Raw genomic sequence first — 26,570 nt, 5'->3', positions numbered from 1 at the left:
CCCCCGCTTCCACCCCCTCGCCCCTCAACGGGCGGCCGACGGGCCCGCCACCGGCCCGGCAGCCGCCCTTTTCCGGAATCTTTTAGTGAGTGGTCAACCACTCATAGCAGAGAAGGAGCAGCCATGCGTGTCACCGAGATCGTCCTCCCCGCCCCCGGGGAGCCCGAGACCCTGCGGACCCGGGTGCGCGACCTGCCCGAGCCGGGGCCCGGCCAGGCCCTGGTCCGCGTCGAGGCCAGCGGCGTGACCTTCGCGGAGCAGCAGATGCGCCGCGGCAAGTACTACGACATGCCGGCCTTCCCCTTCGTCCCCGGCTACGACCTCGTCGGCGTCGTCGAGGCCGTCGGCGAGCCCGTACCGGGCCGGCCGTCCCCCGCGCCGGGACAGCGGGTGGCCGCGCTGACCAAGACCGGCGGCTGGGCCGACCACGCGCTGCTGGAGGCCGCCGACCTCGTCCCGGTCCCCGACGGCGTGGGCGCGGCCGAGGCCGAGACGCTGGTGACCAACGGCGCCACCGCCTGGCGCATGCTGCACCGCAGCGCCCGCGTGCGGCCGGGCGAGACCGTCGTGGTGCACGGCGCCAACGGCGGTGTCGGCAGCGTCCTGGTCCAGCTCGCCCGCGCCCACGGGGTGCGGGTCATCGGCACCGCCTCCGCCCGCCACCAGGAAGCCGTCCGCGCGATGGGCGCCCTCCCCGTCGACTACCGCCGCGACGTGCCCGCCCAGGTCCGCGCCCTCGCCCCGCACGGCGTGGCCGCCGTCTTCGACCACGTCGGCGGCCCGGGCATCAAGGACTCCTGGCGGATGCTCGCCCCCGGCGGCACGCTCGTCTCCTACGGCAGCGCCGCCACCCGCGACGCGCCCGGGAACGGCAGGGTCCCGGTCCTCGCGCTGGTGGGCCGGCTGCTCCTGTGGAACGCGCTGCCCAACGGCCGCCGCGCCCACTTCTTCAACCTGTGGGCCGGCCGGGCCAGGCGCCCCGAGCGCTTCCGGGCGCTGCTGCGCGAGGATCTCGCCCAGGTCTTCGCGCTGCTGCGCTCCGGGGCGCTGACGGCCAGGATCGACCGCGTCTACCCGCTCGCCCAGGCCGCCGAGGCCCTGCGGTACGCCGAGTCCGGGTCCGTGGTCGGCAAGGTCGTCATCGCGCCGGGCGCCCCCGCCGTCGGCTGACCCGTGCCCCGGGGCCGGTCAGCCGAGGATCCCCCGGTCGTAGGCCGCCGCGACGGCCGCTGCCCGGTCCTTGACGCCGAGCTTGGCGTACAGATGGGTGAGGTGGGTCTTCACCGTGGCCTCGCTGATGAACAGCTCCCGGGCGATCTCCCGGTTGGAGGTGCCCCGGGCGACCAGGCCCAGCACCTCGCGCTCGCGGGCGGAGAGCGGTTCGCTGCCCGCGGCGGGGGCGCGGACCGCGGAGACCAGACGGGAGGCGACGGCCGGCGAGAGCACGGTACGGCCCTCGGCGGCGGCCCGTACCGCGGTGAACAGCTCCTCGCGCGGGGCGTCCTTGAGCAGGTAGCCGGTGGCGCCCGCCTCGATCGCGGGCAGCGTGTCGGAGTCGGTGTCGTACGTCGTCAGCACGAGCACCTTCGCGCGGGCGCGGCGGCGCGTCAGCTCCCGGATCGCGTCCACGCCCGAGCCGCCCGGCATCCGCAGGTCCATGAGGACGACGTCCGGGTCGAGCGCGGCGGCCTTCTCCACCGCCTCGGCACCGCCGGACGCCTCGCCGAGCACGGTGAACCCGGGCGCGGCCTCGAACATGCCGCGCAGACCGTCCCGTACGACGGGGTGGTCGTCGACGATCAGCAGGGAGATGGGCGTGTCATCGGTCATCGCCCACCAAAGGTACGCGAGCCGAGACCGCCGTACCGTGGCCGGGCTCGGACTCGACCGTCAGGGAGCCCGCGATGCGTTCGGCGCGGGCGCGCATGCCGTCCAGGCCGAACCCCCCGGCGCGGGTGCGGGCGGGCACGGCGAGCGGGTCGAAGCCCCGGCCGTCGTCGCGGATGTCCAGGGAGACCACGTCGCCCATGAAGGACAGGGTGACGCCGACCCGGGAGCAGCGGGCGTGCCGGGCGGCGTTGGACAGGGCCTCCTGGGCGATGCGCAGCAGCGTCGCCGAGACCTCGTCGTGCAGCGGCAGGGCGGTGCCGGTCACGGTGAAGTCGGCCCGGGTCCCGGTGCGTTCGCCCCACTGGGCGACGGTGCTCTTCAGCGCCTCCGGCAGCCCGGCGTCCGCCAGGTCCACCGGGGCGAGGTTGTGCACCGAGCGGCGGGCCTCGCCCAGGCTGTGCCGGGCCAGGTCCATGGCGCGGCCCACGTGCTCGCGGGCCGTCGCCTCGTCCGGTGCGGCGGACACCACCTGGAGCTGGGCGATGATGCCGGTCAGCCCCTGGGCGAGGGTGTCGTGGATCTCGGCGGCCAGGCGCCGGCGCTCGTCGGCGACACCGGCCTCGCGGGCCTGGAGCAGGAGCTGGGCGTGCAGCGCGGCGTTCTCGTCGAGGGCCTGCTGCAACGCCGTGTTGGTGCGCTCCAGTTCGCAGATGCTGGCGGCCTGGGTGCGGGCGCGTGCCTGCTCCTGGTCGGCGTACCGGGTGAACACGAGGACCAGGCCGGCGTTGGCGCCGAGCACCACGACGAAGCCGAACCAGAGGACCAGGCCGTGCGGCGGCATCCCGCCGATCTCGCTGCCGGCCATGGTGACGGCGGTCAGGCACAGGCCGGGCAGCACCAGCCGGCGCGGCAGGTGCCGGGCCGCGGTGTAGTAGCCGGCCACGGCGTAGAAGGCGAAGAACGGGTTGAGCCAGGTCAGGACGAAGCCCAGGGTCCAGCGCGCGAAGTAGAAGCAGGCGCTCCCCCGCCCCGGCATCGGCCGCCGGCGGGCCCAGCGCGACCATCCCGCCTGGAGGACGAGCGCGACGAGCACGAGGACGACGGCGGCGGCGATCTCGCCCCGGCTCATGCCGACCGCGACGGCCGAGCCCGCCGCCGTGAGCACGGCCACGACGAGCAGCGCGTAGGGCCCCCAGGTGTCGAAGGAGGCCCGGGGCTGTCTCCACTCGGCGGTCGGCGTGGCTGTGGTGTCCGGCATGGCCCCAGTGTCCGGCACGGCCCCTCTCGCGGGCACGGCCCCGGCGTCGGGCATGAGTGAGGTCACTCCCAGCGGAACCAGCGGGCGGCGCCGGCGGTGAGCAGCACCGTCCAGGCCACCAGCACGCCCAGGTGGGCCCAGCCCGGCCAGTGACCGGCGGCGGCCTGGTTCAGGGCCTGCGCGGCGGCCCCGAAGGGGGTGCACCCGACGATCCGGGCGAGCACGTGCGGCATGGACTGCACCGGCGCCCACAGGCCCGCGCAGAACATCATCGGGAAGACGACGGCGCCGCCGATCGCGCCGGCGATCTTCGTGGTGCGCGACAGCGCGGAGACGACCGAACCCAGCGCGAGGGCGGCGCACACGGCCAGCAGCAGCGCGAGCGCGTAGCCGAAGGGCTGCTCGGGCAGGCGTACGCCGAAGGCGAGGCGGCCGACGGACAGGGCGAGCAGGGCCGACACCAGCGCGGCGCCCGCGAAGAGCACCATGTGCGCCGAGAGCAGGACGACCGGCCGGACCGGACTGGCGGACATCCGGCGCAGGATGCCGCGCTCGCGGTAGCCGGTGAGGACCTGCGGCATGGCCTGCAGCCCGCCGAGGATCATGCCGAGCAGCACCGCGACGGGCACGTAGACGTCGATGAGCCGCAGCCCGCCGAGCCCGCTGTCGTGCTCCCGGAAGGACGGGACGGATCCGAGGATCGCCAGCAGCAGGGACGGGAACAGCAGGATCCAGAAGATCGCGCCGGGCTCGCGGCGGAACAGGCGGATCTCGGTGCGCAGCACGGCCGGGTTCACAAGGGCGCTGCTCATACGGCGGCCTCCGTCAGGTCCAGGAACGCGTCGTCGAGCGTGGCGTCGCTGACGCGCAGTTGGTGGGCGGTGATGTGGTGGCGGGCGAGCAGGGTGATGACGGCGTTGACGGTGGTGTCGGTGCCGGACAGCGTGATCCGGCCGTCCCTGGAGGTCACCGACGCCAGGTCGGGCAGCGCGTTCAGCTCACCCTCGTCCAGCGGCGCGGAGGGGGTGAAGCTGATGACGGTGGCGCCCGCCGAGCGCCGGATCAGCCCCTGCGGGGTGTCCAGGGCGGCGATCCGGCCCTGGTCGATCACGGCGATCCGGTCGCACAGCCGCTGCGCCTCCTCCATGAAGTGCGTCACCAGCAGGACGGTGACGCCGGCCGCGCGGACGTCCTCGATGAGCTGCCAGGTGTCGCGGCGGGCGCGCGGGTCGAGCCCGGTGGTCAGCTCGTCCAGGACGACGACCCGGGGGTTGCCGACCAGGGCGAGCGCGATGAACAGGCGCTGCTTCTGGCCGCCGGACAGCTTGGCGAAGCGGGTGGTGAGCCTGCCGGTGAGGCCGAGGCGCTCGGCGAGCGGGCGCCAGTCGGCCGGGTGCGGATAGAAGGAGGCGTACAGCTCCAGCGCCTCGCGGACGGTGAGCTTGGGCTGCAGCTCGCTCTGCTGGAGCTGCGCGCCGAGGACGCGGGCGACCTCCTCGTGGTCGGTGACCGGGTCGAGCCCGGTGACCCGGACCCGGCCCGCGTCGGGCACGCGCAGTCCCTCGACGCACTCCACCGTGGTGGTCTTCCCGGCGCCGTTCGGGCCGAGGATCCCGAAGATCTCACCTTCCTCGACGGCGAAGGAGACGCCGTCGACGACGGCCCGGCCGGCGTAGGACTTGCGCAGTTCGCTGACTTCGATGACGGACATGGCATCAGGGTCCCGGCCGGCGGCATCCGCGCACATCGCCCGACGCGCTCGAAGCGGCATCGGCCGATCGGTTGATGCGGCGCTACGACCGGACGGCGGGCGGGGTCGGCCGACCGGGCGAAGTCCGGGGCCGGGGGCGGGCCGGTGCATGGGCGCGCGGGGGGGGCGCGCAGGGGGTGGTGCACCGGTCGGGGTCCGGGCGGGCGCGTGGCGGACGGCGGTTCCGGGGGGACGGGAGCCCGGCGGAGGACGGTTCCAGCGGGACGGGAGCGCGGCGGAGGACGGTTCCGGCGGGGCGGGGTCGGCCAAAACTCGGTGGGCGATGTCCGTGCCGGTCCGTAGTCTCCGCAGTGATGTCCACTACACCTACACCTGCCACCGCCCGCCCCGACGAGCCGTCCCCGCCCGCCGCCACGGCCGCCGGGCGCTCGGCCGTCAGGACGCTGCTGCGCCTGTGGCCGTACGTGCGCCCCGTGCGCACGCGGCTGTCGGTCGCCGCGTTCGTGGCGATCGTCGCCTCCTGCGTGGGGCTGGTGATCCCGCTGGTCCTGAAGTGGCTGGTGGACGGGCCGGTCGCCGGCCGGGACCAGGGCGGTGTGTGGCTGGGCGCGCTGTACCTGCTGCTGCTCGGCGTCGCCGAAGCCCTGCTGTTCGGGCTGCGCAGGTGGCTGGTGGCCCGCCCGCTGGCGAACGTCGAGGCCGGGATGCGGGCCGGCCTGTACGGGCACCTGCAACGGCTGCCGGTCGCCTTCCACGACCGCTGGGCGTCGGGCCAGTTGCTGTCCCGGGGCACGACCGACCTGATGCTGCTGCGTCAGTTCCTCGCCTTCCCCCTGACGTTCCTGCTGGTCAACGGTGTGACGATCCTGGTGGGCGTCGTCATCATGCTGCTCCAGGACTGGACGCTGGGCCTGGTGATGCTGGCGCCCGCCGTGCCGCTGATCGCCCTGAGCGCCCTCTTCGAGACGCGGTACGCGCACGTGGCGCGGCTGGCGCAGGACCAGGTCGGCGACCTGACGACGGTGGTCGAGGAGAGCGTGCTCGGCATCCGCATCATCAAGGGGTTCGGACGCCACCGCAGCCAGGCCCGGGCGTTCCGCGAACTGTCGGCCACCCTGCGCGGCACCGAACTGCGCAAGGCCCGGCTGCTGGCGACCATCTGGGCGGTCATCATGTGCCTGCCCGAAGTGGCCATCGGGGCCACGCTGGTGGTGGGGGCGGTGCAGGTGTCGGACGGCGCTCTGTCGGCGGGCACGCTGGTCGCCTTCCTGTCCACGGCGCTCGCCCTGCGCTGGCCGGTGGAGTCGATCGGCTTCCTGCTCGCGATGAGCCAGGAGGCGGCGACCGCCACCGAGCGGTACTTCGAGGTGATGGACGCGGAACCGGAGTCCACCGGGCCGGACACCGTGACACCGGGGGCTCGCACCGCGACCGGCGGCGGCCTCACGCCCGTGAGAGCGGACGGGCACACCGGCCCGGTGACGGCCGACGGCACCGGCACCGGCACCGACACCGTGGTGGCCGGCGGCACCGGCACCGCGGCGGCCGGCGAGAAGGCGTACGGCGGCGCGGGCGAGCCCGTCACGGGCGGGCTCCGCTTCGAGAACGTCCGCTTCCGCTACCCCGACGCCCCGCCCGGCTCCCCGCCCCTGCTCGACGGTGTCGACCTGCACATCCGTCCCGGCGAGTCGATGGCCCTGGTCGGTGCGACCGGGAGCGGCAAGACGACCCTGACGGCGCTCGTGCCCCGCCTGCACGAGGTGACCTCCGGCCGGATCACGCTGGACGGCACCGACATCCGCGCGATGGACCGGCGGACGCTGCGCACCCTCGTCGCCGTCGCCTTCGAGGAACCCACCCTGTTCTCCGCGAGCGTCGGCGACAACGTTCTCATGGGCGCCGCCGAGGACGCGGACGCCGGCGAGCTGGACCGCGCGCTCGCCGTGGCACAGGCCGAGTTCGCGCACGCCCTCCCGCAGGGCACCGCGACACAGGTCGGCGAGCAGGGCCTGAGCCTGTCCGGCGGCCAGCGCCAGCGCCTGGCGCTGGCCCGCGCGGTCGTCGGCCGGCCCCGGTTCCTCGTCCTGGACGACCCGCTGTCCGCCCTCGACGTGCACACCGAGGCCGCCGTGGAGGCCGCGCTGCGCCAGGTGCTCGCCGACACCACGGCCCTGATCGTCGCCCACCGCCCCTCCACGGTCCTGCTGGCCGACCGCGTCGCCCTGCTCTCCGGCGGCCGGATCACCGCCGTGGGCACCCACCACGAACTGCTGCGCACCGACGCCGAGTACGCCCGCCTGATGTCCGGCGGCGGCCCCCGCGACGAGGAGGACGACGACCGATGACGGCCCCCACGACGTCCGTCCCCGCCCCCGGCGAGAAGGACGGCCTGCCCCGGACGGGCACCACCGGGGACACCGGTGACCCCTTCGACCGGGACGTGCTGCCCACTCCCCCGGGCGCCACGGCCACCCTGCTGCGCTCGCTGCTGGCGCCCATGAAGGCACGCGTGGCCGGCACGACGCTCGTGCTGCTGCTCCAGCAGGCGGCCGTGCAGGCGGGCCCGCTGCTGGTGGCGTACGCCATCGACACGGCCGTCCCCGCCTTCCGCGGTCACGACCACGGGCCGCTGGTCGCGGTCGCCGCCGGCTACCTGCTGTGCGCGCTGGCCTCGGGCGCCCTGCAGTGGGTGTTCATCGTGGCCGCCGCCCGGGTCGACCAGGACGTGCTGCTGGACCTGCGCGGGCGGATCTTCCGGCACGCGCAGGCCCTGAGCGTGGACTTCCACGAGCGCTACACCTCGGGCCGGCTCATCTCCCGCTCCACCACGGACGTGGAGTCGCTGCGCGAACTGCTCAACGAGGGCCTTCAGGAACTGATCACCGTCGTCCTGTCCTTCGTCTCCATCTCGGCGATGCTGCTCTGGCTCGACGCCGGTCTCGGCGCGGTCGCGGTGGCCTCGTTCGTGCCGCTGTACCTGCTGGTGCGGCTCTACCAGCGGCGGGTGGGGCGGGTGTACCGGGAGCGGTCCACGGCGATCGCGGCGGTGATCGTGAAGTTCGTGGAGACGATGAACGGCATCCGGCCGGTGCGGGCCTTCCGCCGGGAGCGGGCCAACGACGCCGCCTTCGCCGCCCTCAACCGGCGCCACGAGCGGGCCAACGGTGACGCGCTCCTGGAGATGGCCCGCTATGTCGTCGGCTCCCGGCTGGTGGCGAACACGGCGGTCGCGGCGATCGTCCTGTGGGGTGCCTGGCGGGTCACGGACGGCTCGCTGGAACTGGGGGTGCTGGCGGCGGCGGTGCTGTACCTGCGCCGGCTGTACGACCCCATCGACCGGCTCGGCATGTTCCTGAACTCCTACCAGTCGGCGGCGGCCTCCCTGGAGAAGATCGCGGGGCTGCTCGCGCAGACCCCGTCGGTGCCCGAACCGGCGGTGCCGCGTCCGCTGCCGCCCCGCAGGTCCGCCCTGCCCGGCCGTGAGGTGGTCTTCGACGGCGTCCGCTTCGCCTACCGCACCGGCGGGGAGGTGCTGCCCCGCTTCGGCCTGACGCTCCCGGCCGGGCAGACCGTCGCGGTGGTGGGCTCCACCGGCGCGGGCAAGTCGACGCTGGCCAAGCTGCTGGCCCGCTTCTACGACCCGAGCGAGGGCCGGGTGCTGCTGGACGGCGTGGACCTGCGCGAGCTGTCCGTGCCCGAACTGCGGCGCGGGGTCGTCATGGTGACGCAGGAGGCCTTCCTGTTCTCCGGGACCGTCGCCGAGAACATCGCCATCGGCCGCCCCGAGGCGAGCCGCGAGGAGATCGAGCGGGCCGCGAAGGCGATCGGCGCCCACGACTTCATCAGCGCCCTGCCCGACGGGTACGACACCGACGTGCGCAAGCGCGGCGGCCGCATCTCCGCAGGCCAGCGCCAACTGGTCGCGTTCGCACGCGCGTTGCTCGCCGACCCGGCGGTGCTGATCCTGGACGAGGCGACCAGTTCGCTGGACGTCCCCGGCGAGCAGGCCGTGCAGCGCGCGATGGCGACGGTCCTGCGGGGCCGTACGGCGGTGGTCATCGCCCACCGTCTGTCCACGGTGGAGATCGCCGACCGGGTGCTGGTGATGGAGCACGGCCGGATCGTCGAGGACGGCACCCCGTCCGAACTCGTCGCGGGCACCGGCCGCTTCGCGCACCTGCACCGCGCCTGGCGCGACAGCCTGGCCTGAACGACCGCGAGGGGGACCTGTGATCGACGCGTACGCGGACCCCGGCACGCCCGACACCCGGGGCGGCTGGTGGTATCTGTGGTGGCTGGTGGCCCGGCAGCCGGGCCGGTCGGTCGCGGGCGCGGTGCTGGCCAGTGTCTGGATGGTGCTGCTCGCGGCGACGCCGTACCTGATGTCGCGTGCGGTCGACGACGGGCTCCAGACCGGCGACACGGGCGCGCTGGCCCGGTGGTCGGGCGCGCTCTTCGCGGCCGGGGCCTTCAACGCCTGGCTGAGCATCCTGCGCCACCGCACGATGACCCGGGTGCGCATGGACGCCAACTTCCGCACGGTCAAGGTCGTCGTGGACCACGTGGTGAGGCTGGGCGCCGCGCTGCCGCGCCGCACCGCCGCCGGGGAGGTCGTCACCATCGGTGTCGGCGACGTGCAGACCATCAGCCAGTGCCTGACCGTGGTGGGCCCCGGGGTGGGCGCGGCCGTCGTCTACGTGGCGGTGGCGGTGGTGCTGCTGTCGGTGTCCGTGCCGCTGGCCGCGGTCGTGCTGCTGGGGGCGCCGGTGACCGCGCTGCTGGTGGGGCCGCTGACCCGGCGGCTGCAGCGGGCCGAGGGCGAGTACCGGGAGCGGCAGGGCGTGCTGACCGCGCGGATCGGCGACCTCGCGGGCGGGCTGCGGGTGCTCAACGGGCTCGGCGGCAAGGGGCTGTTCGCGGACGCGTTCCGGCAGGACTCGGCGCGGCTGCGGACGCAGGGCTACCGGGTGGGCGCGGTGACCAGCTGGCTGCAGGCGCTCGGCACGGGCCTGCCGGTGCTGTTCCTCGCCGTCGTCACCTGGCTGGGCGCCCGGCTGGCCGCCCAGGGGCGGATCACCGTGGGCGAGCTGGTGTCGGTGTACGGGTACGTCGCCGTCCTGGTGACTCCGGTGTCGTTCTTCGTCGAGTCGGGCTACCAGCTGAGCCGGGGCGTGGTGGCCGCGCGCCGGGTGGTACGGCTGCTGCGCCTGGAACCCGAGGAGGACAGCGGCACGCTGCCGCCGCCCGCGCGGCCCGCGGCGCTGCACGACCCGGAGTCGGACGTGCGGGTGGACCCGGGACGGCTGACCGCGCTGGTCTGCGCCCGTCCCGCCGACGCGGCGGCGGTCGTCGACCGCCTGGGCCGCTACACGCCGTCGGCGGCGACCTGGGACGGCGTACGGCTGGACGCGTACGCGCTCGCCGGGGTGCGCGAGCACATCCTGGTCGCGGACAACGAGGCGGACCTGTTCGCGGGCTCCCTGCGGGAGGTGGTGTCCGGCGCCCTCGACCGGGACGCGGACGAGGTGGCCGGGGCGCTGCGGGCGGCCGCCGCCGAGGACGTCGTGCAGGGGCGGGCCGGCGGCCTGGACGCGGCCGTGACCGCGCAGGGCCGCAGCCTGTCCGGGGGGCAGCGGCAGCGGGTGCGGCTGGCGCGGGCGCTGCTGGCCCGTCCCCGGGTGCTGCTCGCCGTGGAGCCGACCTCCGCACTGGACGCGCACACCGAGGCCGTGGTGGCGCAGCGGCTGCGGCAGGCCCGCGCCGGCCGGACGACGCTCGTCACCACCACCTCCCCGCTGGTCCTGGACCACGCGGACACCGTGCACTACCTCGTCGAGGGCAAGGTCGCGGCGACGGGCGGCCACCGCGAACTCCTCGCCGCGCAGCCGGGGTACCGGGCGCTGGTGGCGCGGGACGCGGAGGGGAGCACGGAGCGGACCGCGGCCACCGGGGGAAGCACGCAGGCGCCCGTGCGGCGAACCGCTCAGGAGGTCCTGCGATGACGGCGGACGACGCCACGGGCGGGCTGCCGGTCGCCGGGCGGGCGCGGGTCCGGCGGGCCGCGCTGCGGCTGGTCCGGGCCGACGGGCGGGCCTTCGCGGCCGTCCTGGCCCTGAACGTGCTGGCCGCCGCGGCGGGCCTCGCCGGCCCCTGGCTGCTCGGCCGGATCATCGACCACGTCCGCGCGGGCGGCGGCACGGCCGGCGTGGACCGGCCGGCCGTGGGCATCCTGGCGGCCGCGCTGGCGCAGCTGCTGCTGGCGCGCTGGGCCCGGTACGCCGGGCACCGCTTCGGCGAACGCACTCTCGCACGGGTGCGCGAGGAGTTCGTGGACCGGGCGCTGGCCCTGCCCGCCTCGGTGGTGGAGCGGGCCGGCACCGGCGACCTGACCACGCGCGGCACCGCGGACGTGGCCGCGGTCGGCACCACGCTGCGCACCGTGGGCCCCGAACTGCTGGTCAGCTCCGTGCAGGCGCTGTTCGTGCTGGTCGCCGTCTTCCTGCTGGACCCGCTGCTCGGCGCCGTCGGGATCCTGGCGCTGGCCCCGGTCGGCGGCGCGGTGCGCTGGTACCTGCGGCGGGCCCGGGACGGCTACCTCCGGGAGGGCGCGGCCAACTCCGACGTGGCCGAGGTGCTGGCGGCCACCGCCTCCGGTGCCCGTACGGTCGAGGCGTACCGGCTGGCCGGCCGGCGGGTCGCGGCGAGCCGCGCGGCGCTGGACGCCTCCCGGCGCGCCCGGCTGTACACGCTGGTCCTGCGGAGCGTGTTCTTCCCGGCGGTCGAGGTGTCGTACGTGCTGCCCGTGGCCGGGGTGCTGCTGGTCGGCGGGGCGCTGCACGCGCGGGGCGCGGTGACGGTGGGCGCGGTGGTGGCCGCCGCCCTGTACCTGCGGCAGTTCACGGAGCCGCTGGACCAGATCCTGATGCACGTCGAGCTGCTGCAGAGCAGCGGCGCCTCCTTCGCGCGCGTCGAGGGCCTGGCCGGGGCCCCGCGGTCCGCCGCGGACCGGGCGCCCGCCCCCGCGGACGACCGCATCGACGTGACCGGGGCCCGCTACGCCTACGAGAACGGCGGCGAGGTGCTGCGCGGGGTCGACCTGACCGTGCGGCCCGGGGAGCGGCTGGCCGTGGCGGGCCCGTCCGGTGCGGGCAAGACGACGCTGAGCAGGCTGCTGGCGGGCGTGGACGCGCCGAGCGCGGGAGCGGTGACCGTGGGCGGGGTACCGGTCGCCGCGCTGGAACCGGAGCGGCTGCGCCGCCAGGTCGTCCTGGTCACCCAGGAGCACCATGTGTTCCTGGGCACGGTCCGCGACAACCTGCGCATCGCCGAACCGGCCGCGACGGACGGGCAGTTGTGGTCGGGGTTGGCCGCCGTGGGCGCCGACGCCTGGGTGCGGGAGCTGCCGGACGGCCTGGACACCGGGCTGGGCACGGGCGCCCACCCGGTCGACGGGGCCCGGGCCCAGCAGCTCGCCCTGGCGCGGGTGGTGCTGGCCGATCCGCACACCCTGATCCTCGACGAGGCCACCGCGCTGCTCGATCCGTCGACCGCCCGCCACGCCGAACGCGCGCTGGCCGCCGTGCTCCGGGGCCGTACGGTCATCGCCGTCGCCCACCGCCTGCACACCGCGCACGACGCCGACCGGGTGGCCGTGATGGAGGACGGCCTGCTCACCGAACTGGGCACCCACGAGGAGCTGGTGGCCTCGGGCGGGGCGTACGCGGCGCTGTGGCACACGTGGCACGGCGACGAAGGCCCGGCGGCCGGCGCAGACGAGGACCGGGAGGCGGACGGGGACGAGGACCGGCAGGCGGCGGCGGACAGGAGCCCGGGGGCGGTCGCGGACGAAGGACGGGAGACGGTCGGGGACGCAGACCCGGAGGTGGGCCGGGGCGGACGACGGGAGGCGGTCGCGGACGAAGGACGGCAGGTGGTCGGGGACGCAGGCCCGGGGGCGGTCGCGGACGAAGGCCCGGAGGTGGGCCGGGGTGGAGGCCGGGAGGCGGTCGCCGACGACGGCCCGGAGGCGGTCGCGGGCGGACGCCAGGAGGCGGTCGGGGGCGGGGCCGGGGGCTGACCGGCCGGTCGTCAGGGCAGCTTCGGCGGAGTCCAGTCGGCGTGCCGCAGGATGGCCCGCATCGTGGCGCGGGACGGTGCCAGCCGGAGGCCGGCGTTGCGGACGGCGACGGCCGGCGGCCACCTGAGCTGCTGGCCCATCCGGCCGGCCTGGCGGGCGGCGCGGGCCACGGACTGGCTGCGCGGGCGGCGCTCGGCGTCGTAACGGGCCAGCGCCGCTTCGAGGGCCGGGGCGGCGGCGAGCGCGGCGGCGAGGGTGACCGCGTCCTCCAGGGCCTGGCAGGCGCCCTGACCGAGGTGGGGGGTCATGGCGTGGGCGGCGTCGCCCAGGAGGACGACCCGGCCGGCGGCGTAGGCGGGCAGCGGGACGGTGAGTTCGTGGATGTCGTGGTGCAGGACGGCGTCGGGCCGGGTGGCCGCGAGCAGCGCGGGGACCGGGTCGTGCCAGCCGGCGAAGCGGCGGCGCAGCGCGGCGAGCGGGTCGGCGGGGCGCACCCCGGGCGGTGAGCTGAGCACGGCGTGCCACTCCGCGCGGCCGTCCCGGAAGGCGAGGTGCCCGAACTCGGCTCCCCGGCCCCAGGTCAGTTCGAAGTCGGTGCGCAGGTCCACCGGATGCTCGGTGACGGCGCGCAGCACGGTGGACCCGCTGTAGGCGGGGCCGGGGTGGTGCGGGAACAGCGCCCGGCGCAGGCGGCTGCCGACACCGTCGGCGGCGACGACGAGGTCGGCGCCGAGGACGTCACCGGGCCCGGCATCGGGGCCGTCCGCGGGACCGGAGGCCGCATCGGGGCCGGCCGCGGGACCGGACCCGGCATCGGTGCCGGCGCCGTCGCCGCGCAGCAGGACCCGCACCCGCCCGCCGCCGGTGTCCTCCACGGACGTCACTTCCGCCCCGGTCCGCAGGCACTGCGGCGGGAGGGCGGCGCGCAGGGCGCGGTGCAGGGCGGCGCGCGGGATGCCGACGATGGGCGTGCCCAGTTCCCGTTCCAGGGCGGCGCCGTCCATCCTGGACAGCCACCGGCCGTCGGGGGTGCGGGTCCCGCCGGTGTACTGCGGCCGGGCGGCCGCGCGCACCGCCTCGCCGACGCCGAGGACGTCCAGGGCGCGCATGCCGTTGGCGTGCAGGGAGATGCCCGCCCCGGCGTCGGCGAGCACCGGAGCGCGTTCGGCGACCACGACCTCCCAGCCGGCCGCGCGCAGGCCGATCGCCGCGGCCAGCCCGCCGATGCCCCCGCCCACCACCACCGCAGTGCCACCCGTACCGCTCATACCGGCCCCTTCCGCACGTCGTACACCCCGGATCTTCTACATCTGTAGAAGATCCGCGCCCGAGCGTACTCCCCGTCTCTACAGGTGTAGAAATAGGGGTGCCCACACCCACCGACCGCCGTACCGCCCTCGCCGACGCGGCCATCGCCGTCCTCGCGTCCCAGGGCATGCGCGGGCTGACCCACCGTGCCGTCGACCGGTCGGCGGACCTGCCCCCCGGCACCACCTCCGCCTACTTCCGCACGCGCCGGGCCCTGCTCACCGCCCTGGTCCGGCGGCTGGTCGCGCTGGACCAGGCGGAACTCCAGGAGGCGGGACGGCGGACACCGGTGCCGCGCGACCCGCAGGAGCTGGCGGCGGGCATCGCCGCCCTGTCCGCACAGCGGCTGACGGGAGAAGGCCGGACGCGCTCGCTGGCCCGCTACGCGTGCGCGATCGAGAGCGTGCACCACCCCGAACTGCGGGAGATCCTCACCCCGCGCGAGAACGCGGGACGGGAGACCGTACGCGCCTTCCTGACCGCCCGCGGCGTGCCGGAAGCGGACGCCGACGCACGCACGGTCACCCTGCTGACCTGTGTGGACGGCCTGGTCTTCGACCGGCTGGTGAACGGCGGGACGGTGTCGCCCGCAGATGTGACGGGCCTGGTCGCGGGCGCGCTGCGGCGGGACGCGCCGGACGACGCCGGGCGGTGAGGGAGCGCGTGGGGCCGGGAGCAGAATGGCTCACATGGCCGTCATCCACCGCACCACCGTCAAGCCCACCAAACTCGAACTGCTCACCGCCTGGCTGCCCGCCCGCACCTGGTACGCGGGCGCGTCCGAACCGGAGTTGACCAAGGCGGGCGGTTTCCGCCTGGACGACCCGGACGGCGAGGTCGGCATCGAGTTCATGGTCGTCAATGACACCACCGGTCCCCGCCCCGCCACCTACCTGGTGCCCCTCACCTATCGCGCCGCCCCTCTCGACGGCGCGGAACACGCCCTGGTCGGCACCATGGAGCACGGCGTGCTGGGTCCGCGCTGGGCCTACGACGGCTGCCACGACCCGGTGCTCACCGGCCGGCTGGCCGCCCTCATCGACGGCCGGGCCGAGGCGCAGGCGCAGAGCGTCAGCGACACCCCGGACCGCGAGATCGTCCGCTCGTACGCCGGTGCGCACCCGGCCCCCACCGCGTTCTCCGCGGTCACCGACACGCCGCGGGCCACGGAACTGACCGCCGCCGACGGCACCGTGCTCCTCGTGCACCGGGTCCTGACGCCCGCCCGGGAGGACGGTCCGCCGCCCGCGCCCCCGGCGGCCACCGGCCACGTCGCGGGTCCCTGGCAGCAGCCGGACGGCACCCGCGCCCAGGGAGTCTTCGCCGTCCTGCGCGCAGGCGCCCGCGTCTGAGGGCTCCGAACGGACCGCGCGCCGGGCGCGGCTGTTCTGTCCGAAGGTCCGCGTCTGCCGAGGTCTCCCGAGTTGTTCCGAGGTGTCCCGCGCGCCCGCAGCAGCGCCCGCCGGCCCGGCGGCGGGCGCTCCCGGGGCCGCGGGCGGGCAGGGAGCGCGGGCCCTGCCCGGGATCCCGCTCACCGGATGAGGGTGCGCAGGACGGGCACGCTCGCGCCGGAACTCGTCAGCCCCGCGAGGACGGCGGCGGCCACCGGGGCACCGGTGTGCGCGGTGAGGAACCCGGCCACCAGGCCGATCACGATCGCCGTGAGCAGGACGACGGTGGTGTGCAGGGAGAGGAACGGCGGGGCGGCGGGCTCGTCCGGGGAGGAGCCGGGCGGCTGGGGTGTCCGGGTCGTGGTCATGTCCCGACTGTGCTCCGTCCGGCGGCGCGCGCACGGTCCGCCGAACAAGTCCGGAGGAACCCGAGCGCGGGGGCGGCACCGCCGTACGGCCGCCGTACGGCGCCGTGCGCCGCCGAACGCGTACCGCCGTACGGCACCGTTCGGGAACGTTCCGTCAAGTTCGGTGCCGTACGGCCCCGGTGCCCCTAACCTGGCTCGTCACCACGCGACACCAGGGGGCGGTCATGGAGCACGCGCAGGAGCCGCACGCTGCCGGGGACATCGCCGGGGAACTGCTGCGGGAGCAGGCCCGGCTGCTGAACGAGCTGAAGGTGCGGGCGGGCAATCCGTCGCTGCGGACCATCGCGCGGCGGGCCGCCCGGCTCTTCGCCGACGAGCGCGCCTGTCTGCCGCCCGCCACGCAGAGTTCCCTCTTCAACGGCGGCTACAGCGGCCTGGACCGGCTGATCTGGCTCGTGCGGGCCCTGCTGTCCTGGGACCGGTACGGCAGGGAGTGCGAGCCGCCGGACCCCACGGCGGACGAACTGGACGCGTGGCGCGCGCGATGGGCGGCCGTCACGGAGGCGCGCGCGGCACTCAGGCAGGGCAGGCAGGCCGGACAGGGCCGTGCCCGCCCCCGGCAGCCGGAGTCCGCCGCGAGACCGGCGCCGGCCGAGATTCCCTCTCCGCCGTCACCCCCGTCGTCGTCCCCCTCCCCGTCCCCGTCGTCGTCCCCCTCCCCGTCCCCGTCGTCGCCTCCGTCCTCATCGCGCTCCGTGTCCCCGGCCTCGTCCACCTCCCCGGCTTCCTCCGCGAAGCCCTTCGGATGCCTCGCGACGCGCGCCGTGGCGCACGCCGTCGAGCAGGGCCACCCCCTGGGTCTGCCCCCGCTGGAGGCGAGCGACGTGGTCGCCGCGGTGGCGTTCTCGCCCGACGGCACCCTCCTCGCCGTCGGCAGCCACGACGGCACGGTGCACCTGTGGGACCCCGCCGCCCGCAGGCCCCTGGCCGAACTGCCGGCCGGCCGCCGGGGACCCGCGTCCGCGCTGGCCTTCTCCCCCGACGGCAAGCTGCTGGCCGTCGGGGGAGAAGGCACGGCCGTCGGGCTGTGGGACCCCGCGGCGGGCGCGCCCGCCGGAGAGCCTCTGCTCGGTCACCACGGCGCGGTGCACGCGGTGGCCTTCTCCCCGGACGGCGCGCTGCTCGCCACCGGCGCCGAGGACGGCACGGTCCGGCTGTGGGACCCGGCCGGGCGCGAGCCCGTGGGAGAGCCGCTCACCGGCCACCGGGAGCAGGTGCACGCGATGGCGTTCGCTCCCGACGGCACACTTCTGGCCACCGCCGGCCAGGACATGACGGCCCGGCTGTGGGATCCGGCCACCGGCGAGCCGGCCGGCGCACCCCTGCGGCACCAGGGCGCCGTCGTCACGGTCGCCTTCTCCCCCGACGGCGCCCTGCTGGCCACCGGCAGCCGCGACCGGGCGGCACGGCTGTGGAACCCCGCCACCCAGGAACCCGACGGCGAGCCGCTGCACCAGCTGGGAGCGGTCTTCGCGCTCGCGTTCTCCCCGGACGGCACCGTGCTGGCCACCGGTACCGGTGACCGGACGGCCCGGTTGTGGGACCCGCGGACGAGACGGCCCGTGGGGCAGCCCCTCGCCGGCCACCAAGGGGCCGTCTTCGCGCTCGCGTTCTCCCCGGACGGCACGCTGCTGGCCACCGGCGCCGGCGACCGGACGGTCCGGCTGTGGATGACCCCGGCGGCGGCCCGGCACATGGCCGCGGCACCCACCGGCTGAGCCCCGGGCGTCCGGTTCGTATACCGAACATGAACTTCCGGTCAACGGACGTTTTCCGGCCAACTTGATGACGCGCTCCTGACAAGGACCGCGTACTCCTGCCAATCTTCCCCTCGGCCGTTCACAGTCACCCCACAGCACCCCCACCGTTCCCCGGACCGTGGACCGGCCCGCACCCCGTACGCCGGCACGTCGCAGCTCGCCGCACGTCAGTACGGGGCACGTCAGCTCGTCGCACGTCGGCACGTCAGCTCGTCGTACGTCAGCACCTCGCACGTCCGCACCTGGTTCCGCGTTCTCGCAGTTCTGCCCGGACGGCTCACCCCGCGTCCGGATCTCCCCCTGGCCGCGCGACCCGTGGCCACGCAGAAGGAGTCAGTGTTGAGTAGCAGCAGCTCTCGCAGACGCACCTCCCACACCACCCACCGCCGGGCCGCGGGCATCGCCCTGGCCGGTGTCGCCGCGCTGATCGCCACGGCCGTCCAGTCGGGCGCCGCCGCCGCGGCCCCCGCGCAGGCGCCGCAGGCCGGCAGGCTCAACCCGGCCCACCTCGCCGTGAAGCTCACGCCCTCGCAGCGGGCCGAGCTGATCCGCGACGCCGACGGCAGCAAGGCCCGCACGGCGAAGGACCTGGGCCTGGGCGCCCAGGAGAAGCTGGTCGTCAAGGACGTCGTCAAGGACGCCGACGGCACCGTGCACACCCGCTACGAGCGGACCTACGCCGGTCTGCCGGTCCTCGGCGGCGACCTGGTCGTCGACACCGCGAAGTCGGGGAAGACCGAGTCGGTCGTCAAGGCCACCCGCGCGGCCGTCAAGGTCCGCAGCCTCACGCCGGGCGTGTCGAAGGCGACCGCCGAGAAGCAGGCGGTGCAGCGGGCCCGGACGCTCGGCAGCACCAAGGCCTCGGTGGACCAGTCCTCGCGCAAGGTGATCTGGGCGGCCGGCGGCACGCCGGTGCTGGCGTACGAGACGGTGATCGGCGGCTTCCAGGACGACGGGACCCCGAACCAGCTGCACGTCGTCACCGACGCGAACACGGGCAAGGAGCTGTACCGGTACCAGGGCGTCGAGACCGGTGTCGGCAACACCCAGTACAGCGGCCAGGTCACGCTGACCACGACCCAGTCGGGTTCGACGTACACGCTGAACGACGGGGCGCGCGGCGGCCACAAGACGTACAACCTCAACCACGGCACGTCCGGCACCGGCACCCTGTTCTCGCAGTCCAGCGACACCTGGGGCAACGGGACCACGTCGAACGCGGCCACCGCCGCCGCCGACGCCCACTACGGCGCCGCGGTCACCTGGGACTTCTACAAGAACACCTTCGGCCGCAACGGCATCCGCGACGACGGCGCGGCGGCCTACTCCCGGGTCCACTACGGCAACTCGTACGTCAACGCCTTCTGGGACGACAGCTGCTTCTGCATGACCTACGGCGACGGCTCGGGCAACGCCGACCCGCTGACCGCGCTGGACGTCGCCGGGCACGAGATGAGCCACGGCGTCACCTCCAACACCGCGGGTCTCAACTACTCGGGCGAGTCCGGCGGTCTGAACGAGGCCACCTCCGACATCTTCGGCACCGGCGTCGAGTGGTACGCCAACAACTCCACCGACAAGGGCGACTACCTCATCGGTGAGAAGATCGACATCAACGGCGACGGCACCCCGCTGCGCTACATGGACAAGCCCAGCAAGGACGGCGCCTCCGCCGACTCCTGGTACTCGGGCGTGGGCAACAAGGACGTGCACTACTCGTCCGGCATCGCCAACCACTTCTTCTACCTGCTGAGCGAGGGCAGCGGCGCGAAGACGATCAACGGCGTCAGCTACGACTCGCCCACGGCGGACGGGCTGCCCGTCACCGGCATCGGCCGGGACAAGGCGCTGCAGATCTGGTACAAGGCGCTGACCACGAAGTTCACGTCCACCACCAACTACGCCGCGGCCCGCACCGGGACGCTGGCGGCGGCCGGTGAGCTGTACGGCACCTCCAGCGCCGAGTACAAGGCCGTGCAGGACGCCTGGGCCGGGGTCGCGGTCGGTTCGCGCTCCGGCGGCGGCGACCCGGGCGGCGGCGGCACCTCGTTCGAGAACACCTCGAACGTGAACATCCCGGACTACGGTTCGGCGGTCACCTCGTCCATCACGGTCACCGGGCGCAGCGGCAACGCGCCCTCCAACCTCCAGGTCTCGGTGGACATCGTCCACTCCTGGAGCGGTGACCTCCAGATCGACCTGGTCGCCCCCAACGGGTCGACGTACCGCCTCAAGAACAGCGGCTACGACTCGACGCCCGACGTGCACGCGACCTACACGGTCAACGCGTCCTCGTCGGCCGCCAACGGGACGTGGAAGCTGCGCGTCCAGGACAAGGGTCCGCAGGACACCGGCTACATCGACGGCTGGAAGCTGACCTTCCCGTAGAGCCGGCGCGGGGCCGCCCGGCGAGGACCTCGCGTCGTCGCCGGGGGCCCGACTCCCCCGAGGACAGGGCGCCGTTCCGGAGGCGGAACACCCGGGGCGGCGCCCGTTCACACTGCCGAAACACGAATCGGACAGTCAACTTTCGGCCAACATCACCTCGGGGTCCTGACATGTACGCGTCCTTGATGTCACTCTCTCTCCACCCGCCGCACGAGCACAGCAACCGACCTCCCGTCCGGCCGGCACCCCCACGCCGGCCGGGCCCCCCACATAAGGAGCTTGTGTGACTCCCCGCCCTCTGCGTCACAAGCGCACCACGCTGGCCCTCGCCACCGCCGTCGCCGCCGGAGCCCTCCTCAGCACCGGCCTGACCAGCGTCGCCTCGGCCCAGACCCCGGCCGGCACCCCGGGCCGGACCACCCTGGCCGCCGCCCCCGCCTCCCTCACCGCCGCCGCCCGCACCTCCCTGCTCCAGCAGGCGCAGGCCGACTCGGCCGGCACCGCCCGGCAGATAGGCCTCGGCGCCCAGGAGAAGCTGGTCGCCAAGGACGTCGTCAAGGACGCCGACGGCACGGTGCACACACGCTACGAGCGCACCTACGCCGGCCTCCCGGTCCTCGGCGGCGACCTGATCGTCCACACCTCCGCGGCCGGGAAGACCGAAGGCGTCACCAAGGCCACCGGCGCGGCCATCAAGGTCGCCTCGCTCACCCCGAAGGTCGCCGCCGCCAAGGCCGAGCAGCAGGCCGTGTCGCTCGCCAAGGACGCCGGTTCCGCGCAGACCGCCGCCGACCGCGCCCCGCGCAAGGTCATCTGGGCGGGCAGCGGCAAGCCCGTCCTCGCCTACGAGACCGTCGTCGGCGGCCTCCAGGACGACGGCACCCCCAACGAGCTGCACGTCATCACCGACGCCGCCACCGGCAAGAAGCTCTACGAGTACCAGGGCATCGAGAACGCGACCGGCACCGGCAAGACGCTGTACTCGGGCACCGTCAGTCTGACCACCAACCTGTCGGGCTCGACGTACCAGCTGTACGACACCACGCGCGGCGGCCACAAGACGTACAACCTGGCCCGCAAGACCAGCGGCACCGGCACTCTGTTCACCGACGCGGACAACGTGTGGGGCACCGGCACCGCCTCCAGCTCCTCCTCCGACCAGACCGCCGCCGCCGACGCCGCCTACGGTGCCCAGGAGACCTGGGACTTCTACAAGAACACCTTCGGCCGCAACGGCATCAAGAACAACGGCGTGGGCGCCTACTCCCGCGTCCACTACAGCAGCAACTACGTCAACGCCTTCTGGGACGACAGCTGCTTCTGCATGACCTACGGCGACGGCTCCGGCAACACCCACCCGCTGACCGCGCTGGACGTCGCCGGGCACGAGATGAGCCACGGCGTCACCTCCAACACCGCGGGCCTCAACTACAGCGGCGAGTCGGGCGGCCTGAACGAGGCCACCTCCGACATCTTCGGCACCGGCGTCGAGTGGTACGCCAACAACTCCACCGACAAGGGCGACTACCTCATCGGTGAGAAGATCGACATCAACGGCGACGGCACCCCGCTGCGCTACATGGACAAGCCCAGCAAGGACGGCGCCTCCGCCGACTACTGGTCCTCCACGGTCGGCAACAAGGACGTGCACTACTCGTCCGGCGTCGCCAACCACTTCTTCTACCTGCTGGCCGAGGGCAGCGGCGCGAAGACGATCAACGGCGTGAGCTACAACTCGCCGACGTCCAACGGCTCCACGGTCACCGGCATCGGCCGGGACAAGGCGCTGCAGATCTGGTACAAGGCGCTGACCACGTACATGACGTCGACCACCAACTACAAGGCCGCCCGCACGGCGACCCTGAACGCGGCGTCGGCCCTGTACGGCTCCTCCAGCGCCGAGTACAAGGCGGTCGCGGCGGCCTGGTCCGGGGTCAGCGTGAACTGATTCCGGCGGCGCACTGCGACGGGCGGCACCCGGGAGGACCACTCCCCCGGGTGCCGCCCTACGCTTGGGTCCCATGTCTTCGGAGGACTTCACCTACGAGGAGGTCGGCGCGACCCGCGAGCGGGGCCACTGCCCGCCCGGCTTCCACCCCCTGCACGTGCGCACCCGCATCGGCGAGGGCGAGGCGGTCTTCCGGCGCGCCGCCGAGGCCGTCCTCACCTGGGAACTGCACCGGGCGGTGGGCGTCGGCATCGACACGGCCGCGGCCCGCGCCGCCCCGGGCGCCGACGTCACCGTCACCCTGGCCGGGATGATCAAGGCTCCCTGCCGGATCGTCTGGACCCTCGAGGAGCCCCGCCGCGCCGGCTGGGCGTACGGCACCCTGCCCGGCCACCCCGAGACGGGCGAGGAGTCCTTCGTCGTGGACCGCACCGGCGACGGCACGGTCTGGCTGACCGTGACCGCCTTCAGCCGCCCCGCCAAGTGGTACGCCCGCGCGGGCGGCCCGGCGGCCCGCGGCTTCCAGCACGCCTACGCCCGCCGCTGCGGCACGGTGCTGCGCCGCCTGTGCGCGGGACTGGGCGACGGCACCTGACCGGGCGGCGCGGCCCGCCCGGCCGCCGGCCCGCCACGGTGGCGGGCACACCCTCCGCCGGCTCCCCCGCGCCGCCCCGCCCGGGCGGTCAGCGCAGCAGCACCCCCGCCCCGTCGCCCGCGTCCTGGGCCGGTACGGTCACCAGGCCCAGCTCGGCGTGCGAGGCGAGCAGGCGGTGGTCGGGCAGGATGCGGACCGTGTAGCCGTAGGGTCCGGTGCGGTCCAGGGAGAGCGGCCCCTCGTACACCCAGCGGCCGTCCGGATCGGGGGCGCCCGCCGGTTTCAGCGGGACCGCGGTGGCGTCCGTGATGCGGTCCTCCTCGTCGACCCGCCCCGAGACGGCCTGCACCTGGACGTCCTCCGGACCCAGCCCGCCCAGCCCGACCCGAACCCGCAGGCCCAGCGTGGAGCCGAGTTCGGCGGTGGCCGTCGACGGCGGCTCGTCGGTGCGCCCGGCCGGCGGGCAGGACGTCTCCACGTGGTCCACCGTCACCTCGTGCCAGGCCGCCCGCACCCGCGCCTTCCAGGCCGCCAGCTCCCGCGCCGCCTCCGCGTCCAGGGCGCGGTGGGCGTGCGCGGCCGGGGTGTACAGGCGCTCCACGTACTCGCGGACCATCCGGCCGGCCAGCACCTTCGGGCCCAGCAGGGTCAGGGTCCTGCGGACCATCTCGATCCAGCGGTCGGGCAGCCCGGCCCGGCCCCGCTCGTAGAAGCGGGGCGTGATGCGCCGCTCCAGCAGCTCGTACAGCGCCGCCGCCTCCACGTCGTCGCGGTGGTCGGCCTCCTCGCCCGCCGTCACCGGCCCCGCGGCGCCGCCGTCCGCGGTCGGGACCGCCCAGCCGAAGTCGGGCTGGTACCACTCGTCCCACCAGCCGTCCAGCACCGACAGGTTGAGGCAGCCGTTGAGGGCCGCCTTCATGCCGGAGGTGCCGCACGCCTCCAGCGGGCGCAGCGGGTTGTTCAGCCACACGTCGCAGCCCTGGTAGAGCTTCTGCGCCATCGCCATGCCGTAGTCCGGCAGGAAGACGATCCGGTGGCGTACGCGCGGGTCGTCGGCGAAGCGGACGAGTTCCTGGATGAGCCGCTTGCCGCCGTCGTCCGCCGGGTGTGCCTTGCCCGCGACCACGATCTGCACCGGCCGCTCGGGGTGCAGCAGCAGGTCCATCAGCCGGTCCCGGTCGCGCAGCATCAGCGTCAGCCGCTTGTACGACGGGACCCGGCGCGCGAACCCGATGGTGAGCACCTCGGGGTCCAGGACGCCGTCGACCCAGCCCAGCTCGGCCGGGCCCGCGCCGCGCTGGCGCCACGCCGCCGCCACCCGCCGGCGCACCTCGGTGACCAGCTGCTCGCGCAGCTCGCGGCGCAGCTCCCAGATGTCCTCGTCGGGGATGTCGGCCACCGAGTCCCAGCGGTCGGAGCCGCCCACGGACAGCGCGTCCTCGGCGCGCTGCGCGCCGATCTGCCGGGCACCGAGCCGGAACACCTCCGGGGCCACCCAGGTCGGGGCGTGCACGCCGTTGGTGACCGAGGTGATCGGCACCTCCTCGGGGCCGAAGCCCGGCCACAGCCCGGCGAACATCTCCCGGCTGACCCTGCCGTGCAGCAGGGACACTCCGTTGGCGCGCTGGGCGAGCCTGAGCCCCATCACCGCCATGTTGAACAGGTTGGGCTCGCCGCCCGGGTAGGTCTCCAGGCCCAGCCGCAGGATGCGCTCGACGTCGATGCCGGGCAGCTCGGCGTCGGGTCCGAAGTGGCGGGCGACCAGTTCCCGGTCGAAGCGGTCGATGCCGGCCGGGACGGGCGTGTGGGTGGTGAAGACCGTCCCCGCGCGCACCGCCTCCAGGGCCGCGTCGAAGTCGAGGCCCCGCTCGCCCAGCTCGGCGATCCGCTCCAGGCCGAGGAAGCCCGCGTGGCCCTCGTTCGTGTGGAAGACCTCCGGCTCGGGGTGCCCGGTGAGCCGGCAGTACGTCCGCACCGCACGCACCCCTCCTATGCCCAGCAGCATCTCCTGCAGCAGCCGGTGCTCGCTGCCTCCCCCGTACAGCCGGTCGGTCACCTGGCGCTCGCCGAGGTCGTTCTCCTCGACGTCGGAGTCCAGCATCAGCAGCGGGATCCGGCCAACCTGGGCCAGCCAGATCCGGGCGTGCAGGGCCTTGCCGCGGGGCAGCGCGAGCGACACCCCGGCAGGGCTGCCGTCGGCCTCGCGCACCTGGGTGACGGGCAGCTCGTTGGGGTCGAGGACCGGATAGTGCTCCTGCTGCCAGCCGTCCCGGGACAGGGACTGCCGGAAGTAGCCGTGCCGGTACAGCAGTCCGACCCCGATCAGGGGAACGCCCAGGTCACTGGCGGCCTTGAGGTGGTCGCCCGCGAGGATGCCGAGGCCGCCGGAGTACTGCGGCAGGGCGGCGGTGACGCCGAACTCGGGCGAGAAGTAGGCGACGCCCGCGGGCAGCCCGGCGGGCTGCGCCTGGTACCAGCGGTCGCCGGTCACGTAGTCGTGCAGGTCGTCGGCGACGGCGGTCAGCCGGCGCAGGAAGCGGCGGTCTGCCGCCAGCTCGGCCAGCCGGGCCGGGGAGACGCCGCCCAGCAGGCGGACCGGGTCGCCGCCGGCGGCGGCCCACTGCTCCGGGTCGACGGACTGGAAGAGGTCACGCGTCTCCGCATGCCACGACCAGCGCAGATTGCGGGCCAGCTCGCTGAGGGGTCGTAGGGGCTCGGGGAGAACGGGACGGACGGTGAACCGACGGATCGCCTTCACATTCCACCTCGGCGCGTTCGCTGATGGACGCACGGCACGGTGCGCTTCGCCGGCAGGACGCACGGCACTGTGCGCCCCGTCACACAGCACCGTACCCGCGGGGGCGCGGGTGCCGCTGGGGTCCGCACCGCCGGGTGGACCAAGACAAGGCCAACTTTGTGTGTGGACATACACGCGAGTAGTTAACAAAGTCCCGGATTGCTCACCCGAAGAGGGTGGGAAGGCTCCTGCGGTACACCCCACAGTGGAACCCCGCAGGACCAACCTCCCCACGGATATCCGCCCACACCCTCGTTGACGCGGACAGGAGCGGTCATGCCCGCCACGCACCACCACTCGGCACCACCCCCGGCCCACGGCACCAAGGGCACGCGCCGACCACGCGCCGGGGCCCCGGCCGACCCCGCGGCCCGGCCGGGCGACGCGGCAGCGCCCGGGGCGGCGGCCCCGCCCCCGGGGCCCTCGCGGGCGCCCGACGCCACCGCCGTCGGCCGGATCCCCGTCCTCGACGTCCGGCCGGTCGTCCAGCACGGCCGCAGGCCTGCCAAGGCGGTGACCGGTGAGTCGTTCGAGATCTCGGCCACCGTGTTCCGCGAGGGCCACGACGCCGTCGCGGCCAACGTGGTCCTGCGCGATCCCGGGGGCCGTCCGGGCCCGTGGACGCCGATGCGGGAGCTGGCGCCGGGCACCGACCGCTGGGGCGCCACGGTGACCGCCGGGGAGCCGGGCCGCTGGACGTACACCGTCGAGGCCTGGGGAGACCCGGTCACCACCTGGCGCCGGCACGCGCGGATCAAGATCCCGGCGGGCCTCGACACCGAGCTGGTGCTGGCGGAGGGCGCCCTGCTGTACGGGCGTGCCGCGGCCGGGGTGCCCGAGGGGCCGCAGCGCGAGACGGTGCTCGCGGCCGAGGCGGCGCTGCGGGACCCGGACCGGCCGGCCGCGTCCCGGCTGGCGGCGGCGCTGACGCCGGAGGTGGACGCGGTCCTGGCCCGCCACCCGCTGCGCGAGCTGGTCACCGCCTCCGAGCCGCTGTCCCTCCAGGTCGAACGCGAACGCGCCCTGTACGGCGCCTGGTACGAGTTCTTCCCCCGCTCCGAAGGCACCCCCGAACAGCC

19 protein-coding genes are annotated in these 26,570 nt (G+C 74.9%); 12 read left to right on the top strand and 7 right to left on the bottom strand.

Annotation, left to right across the window (positions count from 1 at the left end):
• Positions 1–123: 123 nt before the first annotated feature.
• Positions 124–1,170 (top strand): medium chain dehydrogenase/reductase family protein, encoded by a 1,047-nt coding sequence (locus tag ABZ719_RS14525; RefSeq protein ID WP_366725535.1) that lies wholly within the window; start codon positions 124–126, stop codon positions 1,168–1,170.
• Positions 1,171–1,188: 18 nt separating this feature from the next.
• On the opposite strand, the gene ABZ719_RS14520 is transcribed toward ABZ719_RS14525, so the two are convergent.
• The 4 genes from ABZ719_RS14520 to ABZ719_RS14505 form a co-directional block, all read right to left on the bottom strand.
• On the bottom strand, positions 1,189–1,830 hold the full coding sequence (locus tag ABZ719_RS14520) for a response regulator transcription factor (protein ID WP_366725534.1): 642 nt from the start codon (positions 1,828–1,830) through the stop codon (positions 1,189–1,191).
• Positions 1,820–3,088 (bottom strand): sensor histidine kinase, encoded by a 1,269-nt coding sequence (locus ABZ719_RS14515; RefSeq protein ID WP_366725533.1) that lies wholly within the window; start codon positions 3,086–3,088, stop codon positions 1,820–1,822. The genes ABZ719_RS14520 and ABZ719_RS14515 overlap by 11 nt, the downstream gene beginning before the upstream one ends.
• A 62-nt stretch (positions 3,089–3,150) precedes the next feature.
• A complete protein-coding gene (locus ABZ719_RS14510) occupies positions 3,151–3,900 on the bottom strand; it encodes an ABC transporter permease (protein ID WP_366725532.1) in 750 nt (249 codons plus the stop codon).
• A complete protein-coding gene (locus ABZ719_RS14505) occupies positions 3,897–4,799 on the bottom strand; it encodes an ABC transporter ATP-binding protein (protein ID WP_366725531.1) in 903 nt (300 codons plus the stop codon). The genes ABZ719_RS14510 and ABZ719_RS14505 overlap by 4 nt, the downstream gene beginning before the upstream one ends.
• 353 nt (positions 4,800–5,152) lie before the next feature.
• Between ABZ719_RS14505 and ABZ719_RS14500 the strand changes: the two genes are divergently transcribed.
• The 4 genes from ABZ719_RS14500 to ABZ719_RS14485 are packed head-to-tail and all read left to right on the top strand — an operon-like array spanning position 5,153 to position 12,876.
• Entirely contained in the window at positions 5,153–7,144 is a 1,992-nt protein-coding gene (locus tag ABZ719_RS14500; protein WP_366725530.1) for an ABC transporter ATP-binding protein, read from the top strand.
• Positions 7,141–9,009: an ABC transporter ATP-binding protein gene (locus ABZ719_RS14495; RefSeq protein WP_366725529.1), complete on the top strand. Its 1,869-nt coding sequence runs from the start codon at positions 7,141–7,143 to the stop codon at positions 9,007–9,009. The genes ABZ719_RS14500 and ABZ719_RS14495 overlap by 4 nt, the downstream gene beginning before the upstream one ends.
• A gap of 19 nt (positions 9,010–9,028) precedes the next feature.
• Entirely contained in the window at positions 9,029–10,801 is a 1,773-nt protein-coding gene (locus tag ABZ719_RS14490) for an ABC transporter ATP-binding protein (protein WP_366725528.1), read from the top strand.
• On the top strand, positions 10,798–12,876 hold the full coding sequence (locus ABZ719_RS14485) for an ABC transporter transmembrane domain-containing protein (RefSeq protein ID WP_366725527.1): 2,079 nt from the start codon (positions 10,798–10,800) through the stop codon (positions 12,874–12,876). The genes ABZ719_RS14490 and ABZ719_RS14485 overlap by 4 nt, the downstream gene beginning before the upstream one ends.
• A gap of 11 nt (positions 12,877–12,887) precedes the next feature.
• Here ABZ719_RS14485 and ABZ719_RS14480 read toward each other — a convergent pair whose 3' ends face one another.
• Positions 12,888–14,144 (bottom strand): FAD-dependent monooxygenase, encoded by a 1,257-nt coding sequence (locus tag ABZ719_RS14480; RefSeq protein WP_366725526.1) that lies wholly within the window; start codon positions 14,142–14,144, stop codon positions 12,888–12,890.
• Between the two features lie 98 nt (positions 14,145–14,242).
• Between ABZ719_RS14480 and ABZ719_RS14475 the strand changes: the two genes are divergently transcribed.
• Together ABZ719_RS14475 and ABZ719_RS14470 are read left to right on the top strand one after the other, a co-directional pair.
• On the top strand, positions 14,243–14,839 hold the full coding sequence (locus ABZ719_RS14475) for a TetR family transcriptional regulator C-terminal domain-containing protein (protein ID WP_366725525.1): 597 nt from the start codon (positions 14,243–14,245) through the stop codon (positions 14,837–14,839).
• A 34-nt stretch (positions 14,840–14,873) separates the two neighbouring features.
• On the top strand, positions 14,874–15,536 hold the full coding sequence (locus ABZ719_RS14470) for a 1,4-alpha-glucan branching protein (protein WP_366725524.1): 663 nt from the start codon (positions 14,874–14,876) through the stop codon (positions 15,534–15,536).
• A 179-nt stretch (positions 15,537–15,715) separates the two neighbouring features.
• On the opposite strand, the gene ABZ719_RS14465 is transcribed toward ABZ719_RS14470, so the two are convergent.
• Complete coding sequence (locus tag ABZ719_RS14465) at positions 15,716–15,943, bottom strand: hypothetical protein (protein ID WP_366725523.1); 228 nt, start codon at positions 15,941–15,943, stop codon at positions 15,716–15,718.
• 224 nt (positions 15,944–16,167) lie between these two features.
• Between ABZ719_RS14465 and ABZ719_RS14460 the strand changes: the two genes are divergently transcribed.
• From ABZ719_RS14460 to ABZ719_RS14445, 4 genes are all read left to right on the top strand, one after another.
• Positions 16,168–17,721 carry a WD40 repeat domain-containing protein gene (locus ABZ719_RS14460; RefSeq protein WP_366725522.1) on the top strand — a complete coding sequence of 518 codons (1,554 nt, stop codon included), beginning with the start codon at positions 16,168–16,170 and terminating at the stop codon, positions 17,719–17,721.
• A 381-nt stretch (positions 17,722–18,102) separates the two neighbouring features.
• Complete coding sequence (locus ABZ719_RS14455) at positions 18,103–20,151, top strand: M4 family metallopeptidase (RefSeq protein WP_366725521.1); 2,049 nt, start codon at positions 18,103–18,105, stop codon at positions 20,149–20,151.
• 283 nt (positions 20,152–20,434) lie between these two features.
• Positions 20,435–22,099, top strand: a complete 1,665-nt coding sequence (locus ABZ719_RS14450; RefSeq protein WP_366725520.1) for a M4 family metallopeptidase — start codon at positions 20,435–20,437, stop codon at positions 22,097–22,099.
• A gap of 73 nt (positions 22,100–22,172) precedes the next feature.
• Complete coding sequence (locus ABZ719_RS14445) at positions 22,173–22,694, top strand: DUF1990 domain-containing protein (RefSeq protein WP_366725519.1); 522 nt, start codon at positions 22,173–22,175, stop codon at positions 22,692–22,694.
• An 88-nt stretch (positions 22,695–22,782) separates the two neighbouring features.
• On the opposite strand, the gene ABZ719_RS14440 is transcribed toward ABZ719_RS14445, so the two are convergent.
• On the bottom strand, positions 22,783–25,452 hold the full coding sequence (locus tag ABZ719_RS14440) for a glycosyltransferase family 1 protein (protein ID WP_366725518.1): 2,670 nt from the start codon (positions 25,450–25,452) through the stop codon (positions 22,783–22,785).
• Positions 25,453–25,767: 315 nt separating this feature from the next.
• Between ABZ719_RS14440 and ABZ719_RS14435 the strand changes: the two genes are divergently transcribed.
• Positions 25,768–26,570 (top strand): maltotransferase domain-containing protein (locus ABZ719_RS14435; protein ID WP_366725517.1); only part of this gene is annotated, 803 nt, incomplete at its 3' end.

The organism is Streptomyces sp. NPDC006743 (genome assembly GCF_040703815.1).
Taxonomy (GTDB): Bacteria; Actinomycetota; Actinomycetes; order Streptomycetales; family Streptomycetaceae; genus Streptomyces.
This window is presented reverse-complemented; position numbering and strand designations above follow the sequence as displayed.